This window comes from Dyella japonica A8 (assembly GCF_000725385.1).
Classification (GTDB): Bacteria; Pseudomonadota; Gammaproteobacteria; order Xanthomonadales; family Rhodanobacteraceae; genus Dyella; species Dyella japonica_C.
On the sequence record NZ_CP008884.1, the window covers coordinates 1,498,128 to 1,512,849 of the forward strand.

Below are 14,722 nucleotides of genomic sequence, written 5' to 3' on the forward strand. Positions count from 1 at the left end.
CATGCTCTTCGACACCACCCAGGCCAAACGACGACAGGGTCCCCGCGGCAGCTTCGACATGCTGCTGGTGATCGCGCTCGTCGGTCTGGCCTGCGTCGGTGTCGTGATGGTGGCGTCCAGCTCGATCGCCGTGGCCGAGAGCCAGCACATCGGTGCGTTCTACTTCCTCAAGCGCCACCTGCTGTTCCTGACGCTGGGTGTCGTGCTGGCCAGCTTTGCCATGCGTACCGAGCTGAAGTTGCTGGAGAAGCACGCCTACCTGCTGTTCGGTGGTGCGGTGGTTCTGCTGCTGCTGGTGTTTGTGCCGGGCGTTGGCATGCGGCTCAACGGTGCGCACCGCTGGCTCAATTTCCGCATCACCAGTTTCCAGCCGGTCGAGGCGGTCAAGCTGATCCTGGTCATCTACACGGCGAGCTATCTCGTACGTCATCGCGAGAGCGTAGAGACAAGCTTCTGGGGCCTGTTCAAGCCGATCATGGTGGCCGGCATGTTCGTGGTGCTGCTGCTGGCGCAGCCGGACTTCGGTTCGGCGACGCTGATGATTGCGGTGACCATCGGCATGATCTGGATGGGCGGTGCCAAGCCGGTCTACCTCGGCGGCATGGGGCTACCCGTGGTGGCACTGCTGTGGTTCGTGGCGAAGTTCGAGCCGTACCGCATGCGCCGCCTGACTTCGTTCGTCGATCCGTGGGCCGATCCGTTCAATGACGGCTTCCAGCTGACGCAGTCGCTGATGGCGATCGGCCGTGGCGAGTGGACGGGCGTGGGCCTGGGCTCCAGCGTGCTGAAGCTGTCCTACCTGCCCGAAGCGCACACCGACTTCATTTTTGCGGTGATTTCCGAAGAGTTCGGCCTTGCCGGCATCCTGTTCGTGATGGGTCTGTTCGGCCTTGCCGTGGGCCGTGGCCTCTATCTCGGCGTCAAGGGCATGGAGCTGGGCCAGCGCTTCGCCGGCTACGTGGCCTGCGGCATCTCGCTGATGATCGGCCTGCAGGCGATGGTGTCCATTGGCGTGAACCTGGGCGCGCTGCCGACCAAGGGCCTGACCCTGCCGCTGATCAGCTACGGCGGTTCGTCCATCGTGCTGACCTGCGCGATGGCTGGCGTGCTGCTGCGTACCACTTACGAAATCAACCGCGCCATCGATGCGCGCCAGATGGCCGCGCGCATGCCGGCCAACGCGGTGCCCGATGCGAACGCGGCGGCCGCGCCCGCGCGCGAGGCGGTGACCGCATGAGCGCGCCCAAGCCCGTGCTGATCATGGCCGGCGGCACCGGTGGCCATATCTTCCCTGGCCTCGCCGTGGCCGATGCCCTGCGTGCCCAAGGCGTACCGGTGGTGTGGCTAGGTGCCGAGGGCGGCATGGAGACCCGGGTCGTGCCGGCCCATGGCATCGAGCTGGTGACCGTGCCGGTGGCTGGCCTGCGTGGCAAGGGTTGGAAGACGCGCGTGATGGCGCCGCTGATGCTGGCGCGCGCGCTGCTGTCCTCGTTGTCGGCGCTGCGCAGAATCAACCCGCGCAGCGTGCTGTCGATGGGCGGCTACGTGGCCGGTCCCGGTGGCGTGGCGGCACGCATGACGCGTCGCCCGCTGCTGGTGCATGAGCAGAATCGCGTCGCCGGTTTCACCAATCGCAAGCTCGCCGCCCACGCGCAGCGCGTGCTGGCCGGTTTCAGCGACACGTTGCCGAACGCCGAGTGGGTGGGCAATCCGGTGCGTGGCGCCATTGCCGCCTTGCCGCCGCCGCGCGAGCGCATGGCGGGCCGCACGGGCCGCCCGTGCCTGCTGGTGCTGGGTGGCAGCCTTGGCGCGCGCGCGCTCAACATCGCCTTGCCCCAGGCGCTCGCGCTGATGTCGCCGGCACAGCGCCCGGAAGTGTTGCACCAGTGCGGCAATCGCGGCATCGATGAAGCACGCGCGGCCTACGCCAAGGCGGGCGTCGAGGCGCAGATCGTGCCTTTCATCGAAGACATGGCTGGCACCTACGCGTGGGCGGATCTTGCCGTCTGCCGTGCCGGTGCGCTGACCCTTGCCGAGCTCACCGCCGCCGGACTCGGCGCAGTGCTCGTGCCGTTCCCTTATGCGGTGGACGACCACCAGACCCGCAATGCGGAGGCGCTGGTCGCCGCGCATGCGGCCGAATTGATTCAGGAGAAGGATCTGGACGTACAGCAGTTGGCGCAGCGCCTTGAAGCGTTGCTGGATGATCGCGAACGACTGGTCGCGATGGGCGAGGCCGCGCGCACGCTGGCCAAGACCGATGCCGCGGAAGTGATCGCGCGCGCCTGCCTGGAGGTCGTCGCATGACCCCGCGTCGCCTGCTCGCACACGAAGACCTGATGACCACCTTCCGCCGCGTGCATTTCATCGGCATCGGCGGCGTGGGCATGAGCGGCATCGCCGAAGTGCTGCACAACCTTGGTTACGCCGTGTCCGGCTCCGATCGGTCCAATTCGCCGACGGCACAGCGCCTGGCAAGCCTGGGCATCGTGGTGCACGTGGGGCACGCCGCCGAACACATTGGTGATGCGGACGTGGTCGTCACTTCCAGCGCCATCAACGCGGAGAATCCGGAACTGCAGGCGGCCCGCGCCGCGCGCATCCCGGTGGTGCCGCGCGCCGAGATGCTGGGTGAGTTGATGCGCTTCCGTCGTGGCATCGCCATCGCCGGTACGCATGGCAAGACCACCACCACCAGCCTCGCCGCCAGCGTGCTGGCCGAGGCCAACTATGACCCGACCTTCGTGATCGGTGGCCAGCTCAATGCGGCCGGTGCCAATGCACGGCTGGGCACGGGCCAGTACATCGTGGCCGAGGCGGACGAATCGGACGGCTCCTTCCTGATGCTCTCGCCGGTGATCGCCGCGGTCACCAACATCGATGCGGATCACCTGGAGAATTACCAGGGCGATTTCGCGCTGGTGAAGAAGGCCTTCAGCGACTTCCTGCACCGCCTGCCGTTCTACGGCCTGGCCGTGCTCTGCGTGGACGATCCGGAAGTGGCGGAGCTCGCCAAGTCCACCACGCGCCGTGTGATGACCTACGGCATCGACACCAAGGACGCCGACGTGCGCGCGAGCAACCTCTCGCAGCACGGTTTCGAGATGCATTTCGACCTGTGGCTGCCGGGCCGCAACGAGGCGCTGCACGTCAAGCTCAACCTGCCGGGCCGCCACAACGTGCTCAACGCGCTGGCCGCCGCCACCATCGGCTGGCAGCTGGGCGTGGAGGCCCAGTCGATCGCCCACGCCCTGCAGAACTTCCAGGGTGTGGGTCGCCGCTTCCATCGTCGTGGCGAGATTGCGTTGGACAAGGGCACGGCATTGCTGGTCGACGACTACGGCCATCATCCGCGCGAACTTGCGGCCGTGTTCGCCGCCGCGCGTGGCGGCTGGCCGGACCGCCGCCTCGTGGTCGGCTTCCAGCCGCACCGCTACAGCCGCACGCGCGACCTGCTGGACGATTTCGCCAACGTGCTGGCCGAGGCCGACGTGCTGGTGCTGACGGACGTCTATCCCGCCGGTGAGGCGCCGATCGCGGGCGCCGATGGACGCGCACTGGCTCGCGCCGTGCGCGCACGCGGCAAGGTCGATCCGGTGCTGGTCGATCATCCGCGCGAATTGAAGGACACGCTGCCCGCGCTGCTGCGCGACGGCGATCTGTTGCTGTTGCTGGGCGCTGGCGATATCGGCGCGGCGGCCGTGGAGCTGGCGCAGGCAGGCCATTTGAGGACGAACAAGTGAGCAAGACGATTACCGATCCCGCACAGTTTGGCCGTGTCGCCGTGGTCATGGGCGGCAGTTCGGCCGAGCGCGAAGTGTCGCTGGATTCCGGCCGCAACGTGCTGGCCGCGCTGCGGGCGCGCGGCGTCGACGCGCATGCCATCGACGGCATCCCGGCACTGCTCGATGCGGTGCGCGCGGGTCACTTCGCGCGCGTGTTCAACATCCTGCACGGTGGTGGCGGCGAGAACGGCGAGCTGCAGGGCGCGTTGCAGTCGCTGGGCATCCCGTTCACCGGTTCCGGCGTGCTTGGCTCCGCGCTGTCGCTCGACAAGATCCGCGCCAAGCTGGTGTGGCAGGCCCTCGGCCTGCCCACGCCGACGTTCAAGGCGCTGCCGCGTGGCGCGGACGTGCATGCCGCCGCGCGCGAGATCGGCTTTCCGCTGATCGTGAAGCCGGCCTGGGAAGGTTCCAGCGTGGGCGTCACGCGCGTGTTCGACGAGAGCGGCCTGGATGCCGCCGTCGAGCTGGCGCAGAAGTATCCCGGCGACATGCTGATGGAAACGCTGATCGAAGGCGGCGAGTACACCGTCGGCATCCTCAACCGCCAGGTGCTGGTCACGATCAACATCGTGCCCAAGGGCGAGTACTACGACTACAACGCCAAGTACATCGCCGAGGACACCCAGTACATCTGCCCGGGCCTGCACGGCGACGCGGAGCGCGAGATGCAGGAACTGGCCCTGCGCGCGTTCGACGCGCTGGCCTGCTCGGGCTGGGGTCGCGTGGACGTGATGCGCGACAAGCAGGGCCGCAACTGGCTGCTGGAAGTGAATACCGCGCCGGGCATGACCTCGCATTCGCTGGTGCCCAAGGCGGCCGCCGTCGCGGGCATTGACTACCAGACGCTGTGCTGGCGCGTGCTGGAAACGAGCTTCCGGGAGGGCGTGTGAGGGGAACTGTCCGCCTCGTTGCCTGGGTTCTGGCCATCGCGCTCGTGGCGCTGCCGATCGTCGGCGTGCTGCGTGGATGGTTTGCGGCCAATCGTTGGCCGGTAACCCAGTTGACGGTGCAAGCCGAGTTCAAGCATGTGACCGAGGACGAGCTCCGTTCGGTCGTCATGCCGCGCCTTGGCAAGGGGTTCTTCGCGCTCGACCTGGACGGCGTGCAAAAGGCCGTCGCCGCGCTGCCGTGGGTGGAGTCGGTGGAGGCGCGCAAGCGCTGGCCCGATACGCTGATCCTGCGCATCTACGAGCGCCAGCCGTTCGCGCGTTGGAACGAGAAGCAGCTGATCAGCCGCCAGGGCCTGGTGTTCGATGTGCCCGACGTGGCCGCCAACACCGACCTGCCTGACCTGCGCGGGCCGGATGCGCGGCTGGCGGAAGTGGTGAGCTTCTACGCGGAAACGCAGAAGGCGTTCACCAACACCAAACTGAAAATCACCGGCGTCTCGCTCACCGAGCGTGGCAGCTGGAGCCTCACCACGAGCAGCGGCGCGCAGATCATCATCGGTGATCGCGACCAGGCGGGCCGTCGCCTGCGCCGTTTCCTCGATGTCTATCCACAACTGGTGGCGGGCCACTCCGAGGGCTTCGCCTACGCCGATCTTCGTTACACCAATGGATTTGCCGTTCGATGGCCGCCCCAGGCGAGCACCGTGAACGCTGGAGGCTCACCCCGCACATGAAGACCAAGAACGACAAGCAGCTAGTGGTCGGCCTCGACATCGGCACCTCGAAAGTGGTGGCGATCGTCGGCGAGTACGAACCCGGCGAACCGATCGAAGTGATCGGCATCGGCACGCACGTGTCGCGCGGCATGAAGCGCGGTTCGGTGGTGGATATCGAATCGACCGTGCATTCCATCCAGCGTGCCGTGGAAGAGGCCGAGCTGATGGCCGGCTGCGACATCCGCTCCGTCTACGCCTCGATCTCCGGCAGCCACCTGGAAACCAAGAACTCCCACGGCACCGCCGCGATCCGTGATCGCGAAGTGACGCCGGGCGACCTGGACCAGGTGCTGGAAGCGGCGAGCGCGGTGGCGATCCCGGCCGACCGCAAGGTGCTCTACAAGGAGTCGCAGGAATACCGCATCGACGGCCAGGACGGCATCCGCTCGCCGGTGGGCATGAGCGGCGTGCGCCTGGAGGCGAGCGTGCACCTGGTGACCGGTGCCGCCGCGGCCGTGCAGAACATCAGCAAGTGCATCCAACGCTGCGGTCTCACCGTGGACGAGCTGGTGCCGTCGGCCGTGGCCAGCGCCAAGTCCGTGCTGACCGACGACGAGCGCGAGCTGGGCGTGTGCCTGGTGGACATCGGCGCGGGCACCACCGACATCTCCATCTATACGCAGGGCTCGATCCGCTACACCAAGTCGCTGCCGGTGGGTGGCGACCAGGTGACCAACGACATCGCCTACGGCGTGCACACGCCGACCGCGCATGCCGAAGAGATCAAGATCAAGTACGCCTGCGCGCTCGCGCAGCTGGCGCATGCCGAGGAAACCATCCAGGTGCCGAGCGTGGGCGATCGCCCGCCGCGCCGCCTGGCTCGCCAGTCGCTCGCGCAGTCGGTGCAGGCGCGCTACGAGGAAATCTTCGAAATGGTGCAGGACGAGCTGCGCCGCTCCGGCTACGAAAGCCTGGTGGCGGCGGGCGTGGTGCTCACCGGCGGCGCGTCGCGCATGGAAGGCGCGCTGGAGCTGGCCGAGGAGATCTTCCACAAGATGGTGCGCATCGGCGTGCCGCAGCACGTCTCCGGCCTGGGCGAGGTCGTCTCCAACCCGCTGCATTCCACCGGTGTGGGCCTGCTGCTGCACGGCTCGCGCTCCAGTGGCATGCGCGTGAGCGGGCCGAGCGGCGGCAGCGTGGGTGGCCTGTTCGACAAGCTGTTCGGCTGGGTCAGCAAGAATTTCTGATGGGTACCTCGCGAAACGCGAGATAGCGAAACCGGATGGGGCAGGAGGCCCCGTCCAGGACGAATGGATGTTCGTCCACCACCAAGGGGCGACTGGAACGTCGGCACCCGCGGTTACAACGACAACGATGCTCTACGGAGGACGGGAAATGTTTGAACTGATCGAAAAACTCGCACCAAATGCAGTCATCAAGGTCATCGGCGTGGGCGGCGGCGGCGGCAATGCCGTGGCGCACATGCTGAATGCAAACATCGAAGGCGTCGATTTCGTCGTCGCCAACACCGACTCGCAGGCCATGAAGACCTGCGGTTCGCGTACGCACCTGCAGCTGGGTGCCAACGTGACCAAGGGCCTGGGCGCCGGTGCCAACCCGGAAGTGGGTCGCCAGGCCGCGCTGGAAGACCGCGAGCGCATCGAAGAGATGCTCGAGGGTGCCGACATGGTGTTCATCACCGCCGGTATGGGCGGCGGTACCGGCACGGGCGCGGCTCCGGTCGTGGCTCAGCTCGCCAAGGAGAAGGGCATCCTGACGGTGGCCGTGGTCACCAAGCCGTTCCCGTTCGAAGGCCGTCGCCGCATGCAGGTGGCGATGAAGGGCATCGAAGACCTCTCGCAGCACGTCGATTCGCTGATCACCGTGCCCAACGAGAAGCTGCTGTCGGTGCTCGGCCGCGAAGTGACGCTTCTTAATGCGTTCAAGGCTGCCAACGACGTGCTGCTCGGCGCCGTGCAGGGCATCGCCGACCTGATCACCGCCCCGGGCCTGATCAACGTCGACTTTGCCGACGTGCGCACCGTGATGTCCGAAATGGGCATGGCCATGATGGGCTCGGGCACCGCTCGCGGTGACGATCGCGCCCAGGCCGCCGCCGAGGCCGCCATCAACAACCCGCTGCTGGAAGACGTCAACCTCAACGGCGCCTGCGGCATCCTGGTGAACGTCACGGCCGGTCCGAACCTGACCATGCGCGAGTTCGACGAGATCGGCCGCGTCATCCACGACTTCGCCAGCGAAGACGCCACCGTGGTCATGGGCACCTCGCTCGATCCGGAAATGCAGGACGACGTGCGCGTCACCGTGGTGGCCACCGGCCTCAACCGTGCCGTGGCGGCCCGCCAGCCGCAGCGTCCGGTGGTGGCCCAGCAGGTGGAAATGCGCCAGCGTCCGCGCCCGGTCGTGCTGCGTACCGGCACCGGCAACGAAGTGGTCGACTACGCCCAGCCCGAAGCCACGATGACCAGCCGCGTCGAGGCCAGCACCCAGGCCAAGAGCGCCGATCCGAGCTTCGACTACCTGGACATCCCGGCCTTCCTGCGTCGTCAGGCGGACTGATAAGACTGACTGGGCAAATAATTTGAAGAAAAATTGAACAAATAGCCGGTTTCACTTGTCAGTAACGAATCGCGCATGGGATCCGCCCCGGCGGAGCCCTTGCCCGAGCCCGTTCTTCCGCCGTTTTGGAGCGGTGGGCGGCTTGACTGACGCTGTTCCGGCACTCGTTCTTGAGATGTAGGGCCATGCTTCACGGATGAGCATGACCGGCCAGGAAGTGAATCCAGGCTGGTCGAACGCCCCGAGACCGGATCCCGTCCCGGTCCGGGGCGTTGCGCTTCAGTCAAGTCATTGAAAGTACTTGGGAAAGTGCTAATCACCCCACGAATGGGATTCATTCGTGCATGAAAGGAGTATGAAAGGGTGAACGGTGTGTGTGGCGCGGATCGCCTTTTCACAGGTTAAGACTGTGTTAGCATCCGTTCCCTAATTTGGCTGCTGCCCCTTACAGGTACCAAAAAAATGATCAAGCAGCGTACGCTCAAGAACATCATTCGCGCCACAGGCGTCGGTCTGCATACCGGCGACAAGGTGTACATGACGCTTCGCCCCGCTGCCCCGAATACGGGCATCGTGTTTCGTCGTACCGATCTGAATCCGCCGGTCGAAATCCACGCGCGTCCCGACAATGTCGGCGATACGCGCCTGTCGACCACGCTCGTCAATGGCGATGTACGCGTCTCGACGGTGGAGCATCTGCTTTCCGCGATGGCCGGCCTTGGCATCGACAACGCCTACGTGGATCTTTCCGCGCCGGAAGTGCCGATCATGGACGGCAGCGCCGGTCCCTTCGTGTTCCTGCTGCAGTCGGCGGGCATCGAAGAACAGAATGCCGCCAAGCGCTTCATCCGCATCAAGAAGCCGATCAAGGTGCAGGAAGGCGACAAGTGGGCCAGCTTTGAACCGTTCGAAGGTTTCAAGGTGGGTTTCTCGATCGAGTTCAACCACCCGATCATCAGCAAGCGCACCTCGCGCGCCGAGATCGACTTCTCGACCACCTCCTTCGTGAAGGAAGTGAGCCGCGCCCGCACCTTCGGCTTCATGCGCGACATCGAGATGCTTCGCGAGCACAACCTCGCGCTGGGCGGTTCGATGGACAACGCCGTGGTGCTCGACGACTACCGCGTGCTCAACGAAGACGGCCTCCGTTACGAGGACGAGTTCGTCAAGCACAAGATCCTCGACGCGATCGGCGATCTCTACCTGCTGGGCCACAGCCTGGTCGGTGCGTACTACGCCCACAAGTCGGGCCACGAGCTCAACAACAAGCTCCTGCGCACCCTGATGGCCGACGCCTCGGCCTGGGAAGAGGTCAGCTTCGCGGACGATCCGGCGACCTCGCCGATCTCCTACGCCCATCCGGCCCAGGCGATCTGATCGCACCGCGATCCGCTAAGTCCTTCACAATACTGAACAAAACATGCGGCCGCGTCTCAAAGACGCGGCCGTTTGTTTTGTGATATACCTCGCCCCTTCTCTTTGCTGCTGTTCACGTACTGATGACATCAGGGTCTGTCAGGTCCGTGGGGGCGTGGTATAAAACCCTGCGCATCGATCGAAGGATCGGTGGGTGGGCAGTACCGCTTTGGGAAGAAATGAAACCCAGAGTCAGCGGGTTTCGTCGGATCGGGAATCAGAAATTTCGGCGATGGACGCCAACTCGAGGAACAGTTCCCGCAATTCGGGGTCTGTGGTTGAGGCCGCGGCGGCTCTCAGGTGAGAGGCGGCGGCTGGCGAAAGCGGTTTTGACCGATCCGGCACGATTTCTGTCGGTGGTGGGGGGGCCACTTTCACGGTGACTGACTTGGCGTACGTGCCTACGGCGCGTGCGGTCGAGAGGATTTGCGCCTGGAGAAGGCGCAGCCTGGCGGCCAGAGCCGAGGAGGGAGCCAGAAAAACGAGGCGGCCGTCTTGCAGGTTGGCGAAACGAACCTGCTCGCGGAGTGGTGACGGTAACGTCTGGCGCAGTGCGCGATCCAATGCATCCAGCTGACGGGCCTTGCGGGCCAGTGAAGCAACGGGGCCAAACTCGGTGATGGCTTTAAGTCCAGAACCGGTGCGGCGAGAGGGTTTTGGATCATCGCGCTGCATGGATGCCGACATCTTCTGACGTAAGAACAACATGCAAATCATACTTGTGTCCCGCACCAAAAAGGTGCCGAAAACCTGGAATCTCGCCGACCGGCGCCTGCGCTATCGCTTGATGGGCGCAGCGGCTGCGGCGATCCTGGGCTGCGCGGCGCTTGGTGGCGCGGTGGCCATGGTGGTGGCCAGCCCGCATGACCGGGCGCTGGCTGAAATCCGCCAGCTGCGCCAGCAGGTGCAGCAGCAGAACGAGCAGCTTGCCGGCGTCCGCAAGGACGCCCAGCGCGACGTGGATGCGCTGGCCGTGAAGCTGGGCCAGCTGCAGGCGCAGTCCACCCGTCTCAACGCACTCGGCGAGCGCCTGACCCAGGTCGGCAAGCTCGACGATGGCGAGTTCAACTTCGACGAGCAGCCGGCCGTCGGCGGTGTGGAGGACACGACGGACAGCGGTTACTCGCTGCCGCAGAACCTCGATACCAGCATCAACCAGCTGGCCGACCAGTTCGACAGCCAGCAGGCGCAGCTCACGGCGCTGCAGAGCCTGCTGCTGGATGCCAAGATTGAGTCCAATCTCAAGCCCACCGGGATGCCGGTCGAGGGCTATATTTCTTCCTATTTCGGTGGTCGCCCGGACCCGTTCAGCGGTCACAGCGCCTACCACACCGGCCTGGACATCTCCGCGCCCAAGGGCACCCCGGTCCATGCCGTGGCCGAAGGCATGGTCACCTATGCCGGCGACCGTACCGGCTACGGCGAGGTCATCGAGATCGACCACGGCAATGGCTACATGACCCGCTATGCCCACAACAGCAAGCTCGAGGTCCGTCCGGGCCAGCGTGTGCATGTGGGCGACGTGGTCTCCGAAGCGGGCTCGACCGGGCGTTCGACCGGCTCCCACGTTCATTTCGAGGTCTGGTACAAGGGCCGGGTGGTCAACCCGCTGGCCTTTGTGAAGAACCACCGCTGAGCGGGCCAGCCAGGGCGCCCCGAGGCGCCCTTGAAAGGGCTGGAACCCGCCGCCACTCCATGGTCGGGACGATGATTGGGGGAGTTCGCGGCGTCCGCCGGAAAGGGGATGTCGCGTCGAGGTGCTGGCCGGTGCCTGCGGCGGCGCGGCGTTTGGGATAGCCCGCCGACCCTAGTATCATCAATCCTTTCGTCCTGCCCGGGTTTGCCGCGGCAGGCGGTTCACGAATCCTGATCCGGAAGATCGATGCTCAACCGTGCCCTGACGAGCCTTTTCGGTAGCCGCAACGAACGCGTGCTGCGCCAGCTCTCCAAGAATGTCGCGCGCATCAATGCGCTGGAACCTGAGTTCGAGAAGCTGAGCGACGAGGCGCTGCGCGCCAAGACCGACGAGTTCAAGCAGCGCGTCGCCGCGGGCGAGTCGCTGGACAAGATCCTGCCGGAAGCCTTTGCCGTGGTGCGCGAAGGCGCCAAGCGCGTGCTGGGCATGCGCCACTACGACGTGCAGCTGATTGGCGGCATGGTGCTCCATGCCGGTCGCATTGCCGAAATGCGCACGGGCGAGGGCAAGACCCTGGTCGGTACCCTGCCGGTGTACCTCAATGCGCTGGAAGGCAAGGGCGTGCACGTCGTCACCGTGAACGATTACCTGGCTCGCCGCGACTCGGCCCAGATGGGCAAGCTCTACGGCTTCCTCGGCCTGAGCACCGGCGTGGTGTGGCCGGGCATGGATCACGCGGACAAGCACGCTGCCTACGCCGCCGACATCACCTACGGCACCAACAACGAATTCGGCTTCGACTACCTGCGCGACAACATGGCGCTCAGCAAGGACCAGCGCTACCAGCGCGGCCTGCACTACGCCATCGTCGACGAGGTCGACTCCATCCTGATCGACGAAGCGCGCACGCCGCTGATCATTTCCGGCCCGGCCGAGGATTCCCCGCAGCTGTACCTCGCGGTGAACAAGATCGTCCCCAGGATGATCCGCCAGGAGAAGGAAGACGGCGCGGGCGATTACTGGGTCGATGAGAAGCAGAAGCAGGTGCACCTGTCCGAAGAGGGCATGTCGCACGCCGACGAACTGTTGCGCCAGGCCGGCGTGATCGATCCGGAAAGCGGCCTGTACGACGCCAAGAACCTTGCCGTCGTCCATCACCTCAATGCCGCGCTGCGCGCCAACGCCATCTACCACCGCGACGTCGACTACATCGTGCGCGACGGCGAAGTGATCATCGTGGACGAGTTCACCGGCCGTACGCTGGCTGGCCGCCGCTGGTCCGATGGCTTGCACCAAGCGGTGGAAGCGAAGGAAGGCGTGCCGATCCAGCGCGAGAACCAGACGCTCGCGACGATCACCTTCCAGAACCTGTTCCGCATGTACAAGAAGCTGGCCGGCATGACCGGTACAGCCGATACGGAAGCCTACGAATTCCAGCAGATCTACGGCCTGGAAGTGGTGGTGATTCCCACCCACAAGCCGATGATCCGCAAGGACAACTCGGACATGGTGTTCCTCGGCCAGCAGGCCAAGTACCGCGCCGTGATCGAGGACATCAAGGACTGCAACAAGCGCGGCCAGCCGGTGCTGGTGGGTACCACCTCCATCGAGGTGTCCGAGCTGCTGTCGAACCTGCTGCGCAAGGAAAAGATTCCGCACGAGGTGCTGAACGCCAAGCAGCACGAGCGCGAAGCGCACATCGTGGCCCAGGCCGGCGCGCCGGGCTCGGTGACCATCGCCACCAACATGGCCGGCCGCGGCACCGACATCGTGCTCGGCGGCAGCCTGGAAGCGGCACTGGCGGCGTTGCCGGAAACGGCGACCGACGCTGAGCGCGCCAAGGCCAAGTCCGAGTGGAAGAAGCTGCACGAGACCGTGCTCTCTTCGGGCGGCCTGCACATCGTGGGCACCGAGCGCCACGAATCGCGTCGCATCGACAACCAGTTGCGTGGTCGTTCCGGCCGCCAGGGCGACCCGGGCTCCTCGCGCTTTTACCTGTCGCTGGAAGACAACCTGCTGCGCATCTTCGCCGGCGACTGGGTCGGCCGCTGGATGCGCATGTTCGGCATGAAGGAAGAGGATGCGCTGGAAGACCGCATGGTCAGTCGCCAGATCGAAAAGGCGCAGCGCAAGGTCGAGCAGCACAACTTCGACATCCGCAAGCACCTGCTCGAGTTCGACGACGTCGCCAACGACCAGCGCAAGGTGATCTACAGCCAGCGCGACGAGCTGCTGGTGGTGGATGACGTGTCCGACACCATCGCCGACATCCGCGACGACGTGGTCACCAATCTGGTGCACCGCTACGTGCCGGCCGACAGCATCGACGAACAGTGGGATCTGGCCGGCCTCGACCGCGAGCTGGAGGGCGAGTTTGGCCTGTCGCTCAACCTCAAGGCCTGGGTCGACCAGCAGCACGAGATCGACGACAAGATGGTCCTCGAGCACGTGCGCGAGGGCGTGGAGCAGCTGTTCAAGGCGAAGGAACAGCAGATCGGCAACGACACCATGCGCCAGCTCGAAAAGCACATCATGCTGAGCGTGGTAGACAACGCGTGGAAGGAACACCTCGCCAGCATGGACTACCTGCGCCAGGGCATCTATCTGCGCGGCTATGCGCAGAAGCAGCCGAAGCAGGAGTTCAAGCGCGAATCGTTCGAGCTGTTCTCCAGCATGCTCGATCGCATCAAGACCGAAGTGGTGCAGATGCTCGCTCGCGTGCGCATTCGCAGCGAGGAAGAAGTCGCCGCGATGGAGGCCGAGCAGCAGCGCCTTGCCGAGCGCCTGCAGCGCCAGATGCTGGCCAGCGGCGGTGGTGCGCCGGTGGCTGCACTGGGTGCTGATGCCGAGGCGGTGGCCGCTGGCGCCATGGCGGCGCCGGTGGGTGCGCATGAGCACGATGGCCCTCGCGTGGGACGCAACGATCCGTGTCCTTGCGGGTCCGGCAAGAAGTACAAGCACTGCCACGGTCAGTTGACCTGACGGATACGAGAAACCCCGCTTCGGCGGGGTTTCTTTTTTGGCGCCTTGGGTTTTGAGGCTGAGGGCTGTGCACTGTGGTCGGTGTGCATGCGGGGTGTCCATGGCGTTCCCCGTTTTTACGGAGGGGCGCGCAGCACCTATGGAAGGATGCGGATTTTGAGGAGCAAGGAGGGGGCGCAATCTAGCCCCAACACTTCATAAGCACCGTCATCCCGGCGCAGGCCGGGATCCAGTGACTTTGCGGTTGGTTGTCGCCTCGTGCGTGACCGCGATCTGGCCGCTTACGCAGCGGGCGTTTCGACCTTCTGCCGAAGGCCGAGTCACTTTTCTTTTGCTGGCCCAAAAGAAAAGTAACCCAAAGAAAATGGCCTGAAGAGCCAGAGCTGGCAGCATTCCGTGGGGATAAGCCCGAACGCGTGAGGCAGGTCGTTGCTTGGCGACCTTCGCCTCTACACAGCGGGCAGATCCCAGCGCTTCGCAACGCGCCATGGCGATGAGGACTTAAAGCAGCGCCTTGCTGCGCTTCGGCTCTGACGGGACCTGCACGGTCGCCCGCTTTTCTGTGGGAGCGCACCCTGTGCGCGACAACCTAACGGAGCGGTGACTACGAGACGCCCCAATCGCGCACAGGGTGCGCTCCCACAAGGAACTCGCCTCTTTGGATGCTTCGCCGAGGGCTCGGGTTCTTGCTTTGGCTTTTGGCTTTTGGCTTTTGGC

General features: G+C 65.2%; 11 protein-coding genes. 10 read left to right on the forward strand and 1 reads right to left on the reverse strand.

Going from position 1 to position 14,722, the window contains the following annotated elements; translation table 11 throughout:
* The first annotated feature begins 1 nt into the window (after position 1).
* The 8 genes from ftsW to lpxC all read left to right on the forward strand — a co-directional run bounded on the left by ftsW (position 2) and on the right by lpxC (position 9,348).
* Complete coding sequence (gene ftsW / locus HY57_RS06190; protein ID WP_019465348.1) at positions 2–1,237, forward strand: putative lipid II flippase FtsW; 1,236 nt, start codon at positions 2–4, stop codon at positions 1,235–1,237.
* Positions 1,234–2,307 (forward strand): undecaprenyldiphospho-muramoylpentapeptide beta-N-acetylglucosaminyltransferase, encoded by a 1,074-nt coding sequence (gene murG / locus HY57_RS06195; RefSeq protein WP_019465347.1) that lies wholly within the window; start codon positions 1,234–1,236, stop codon positions 2,305–2,307. The genes ftsW and murG overlap by 4 nt, the downstream gene beginning before the upstream one ends.
* Complete coding sequence (gene murC / locus HY57_RS06200) at positions 2,304–3,743, forward strand: UDP-N-acetylmuramate--L-alanine ligase (RefSeq protein ID WP_019465346.1); 1,440 nt, start codon at positions 2,304–2,306, stop codon at positions 3,741–3,743. The genes murG and murC overlap by 4 nt, the downstream gene beginning before the upstream one ends.
* Complete coding sequence (locus HY57_RS06205; protein ID WP_019465345.1) at positions 3,740–4,675, forward strand: D-alanine--D-alanine ligase; 936 nt, start codon at positions 3,740–3,742, stop codon at positions 4,673–4,675. The genes murC and HY57_RS06205 overlap by 4 nt, the downstream gene beginning before the upstream one ends.
* Complete coding sequence (locus HY57_RS06210; RefSeq protein WP_019465344.1) at positions 4,672–5,409, forward strand: cell division protein FtsQ/DivIB; 738 nt, start codon at positions 4,672–4,674, stop codon at positions 5,407–5,409. The genes HY57_RS06205 and HY57_RS06210 overlap by 4 nt, the downstream gene beginning before the upstream one ends.
* Positions 5,406–6,638 carry a cell division protein FtsA gene (gene ftsA / locus HY57_RS06215; RefSeq protein ID WP_019465343.1) on the forward strand — a complete coding sequence of 411 codons (1,233 nt, stop codon included), beginning with the start codon at positions 5,406–5,408 and terminating at the stop codon, positions 6,636–6,638. The genes HY57_RS06210 and ftsA overlap by 4 nt, the downstream gene beginning before the upstream one ends.
* Positions 6,639–6,786: 148 nt before the next feature.
* Positions 6,787–7,971 (forward strand): cell division protein FtsZ, encoded by a 1,185-nt coding sequence (gene ftsZ, locus HY57_RS06220; protein ID WP_019465342.1) that lies wholly within the window; start codon positions 6,787–6,789, stop codon positions 7,969–7,971.
* A 462-nt stretch (positions 7,972–8,433) separates the two neighbouring features.
* Complete coding sequence (gene lpxC / locus HY57_RS06225) at positions 8,434–9,348, forward strand: UDP-3-O-acyl-N-acetylglucosamine deacetylase (RefSeq protein WP_019465341.1); 915 nt, start codon at positions 8,434–8,436, stop codon at positions 9,346–9,348.
* A gap of 231 nt (positions 9,349–9,579) precedes the next feature.
* On the opposite strand, the gene HY57_RS06230 is transcribed toward lpxC, so the two are convergent.
* The gene (locus tag HY57_RS06230; RefSeq protein WP_026033943.1) at positions 9,580–10,062 is read right to left on the reverse strand and encodes a DUF721 domain-containing protein; all 483 of its coding nucleotides are present in this window, start codon (positions 10,060–10,062) and stop codon (positions 9,580–9,582) included.
* A gap of 31 nt (positions 10,063–10,093) precedes the next feature.
* Here HY57_RS06230 and HY57_RS06235 point away from each other — a divergent pair, with 31 nt between their 5' ends.
* Both HY57_RS06235 and secA read left to right on the forward strand, forming a co-directional pair.
* Positions 10,094–11,023, forward strand: a complete 930-nt coding sequence (locus tag HY57_RS06235) for a M23 family metallopeptidase (protein ID WP_019465339.1) — start codon at positions 10,094–10,096, stop codon at positions 11,021–11,023.
* A 246-nt stretch (positions 11,024–11,269) separates the two neighbouring features.
* Positions 11,270–14,005, forward strand: coding sequence for a preprotein translocase subunit SecA (gene secA, locus HY57_RS06240; protein WP_019465338.1), 2,736 nt, complete (start codon positions 11,270–11,272; stop codon positions 14,003–14,005).
* Positions 14,006–14,722: the final 717 nt, after the last annotated feature.

Coding starts and splice junctions, on each gene's coding strand:
- ftsW (WP_019465348.1), top strand. CDS start 2: ATGCTCTTCGACACCACCCAGGCCAAACGACGACAGGGTCCCCGCGGC.
- murG (WP_019465347.1), top strand. CDS start 1,234: ATGAGCGCGCCCAAGCCCGTGCTGATCATGGCCGGCGGCACCGGTGGC.
- murC (WP_019465346.1), top strand. CDS start 2,304: ATGACCCCGCGTCGCCTGCTCGCACACGAAGACCTGATGACCACCTTC.
- ftsA (WP_019465343.1), top strand. CDS start 5,406: ATGAAGACCAAGAACGACAAGCAGCTAGTGGTCGGCCTCGACATCGGC.
- ftsZ (WP_019465342.1), top strand. CDS start 6,787: ATGTTTGAACTGATCGAAAAACTCGCACCAAATGCAGTCATCAAGGTC.
- lpxC (WP_019465341.1), top strand. CDS start 8,434: ATGATCAAGCAGCGTACGCTCAAGAACATCATTCGCGCCACAGGCGTC.
- HY57_RS06230 (WP_026033943.1), bottom strand. CDS start 10,062: ATGCAGCGCGATGATCCAAAACCCTCTCGCCGCACCGGTTCTGGACTT.
- HY57_RS06235 (WP_019465339.1), top strand. CDS start 10,094: ATGCAAATCATACTTGTGTCCCGCACCAAAAAGGTGCCGAAAACCTGG.
- secA (WP_019465338.1), top strand. CDS start 11,270: ATGCTCAACCGTGCCCTGACGAGCCTTTTCGGTAGCCGCAACGAACGC.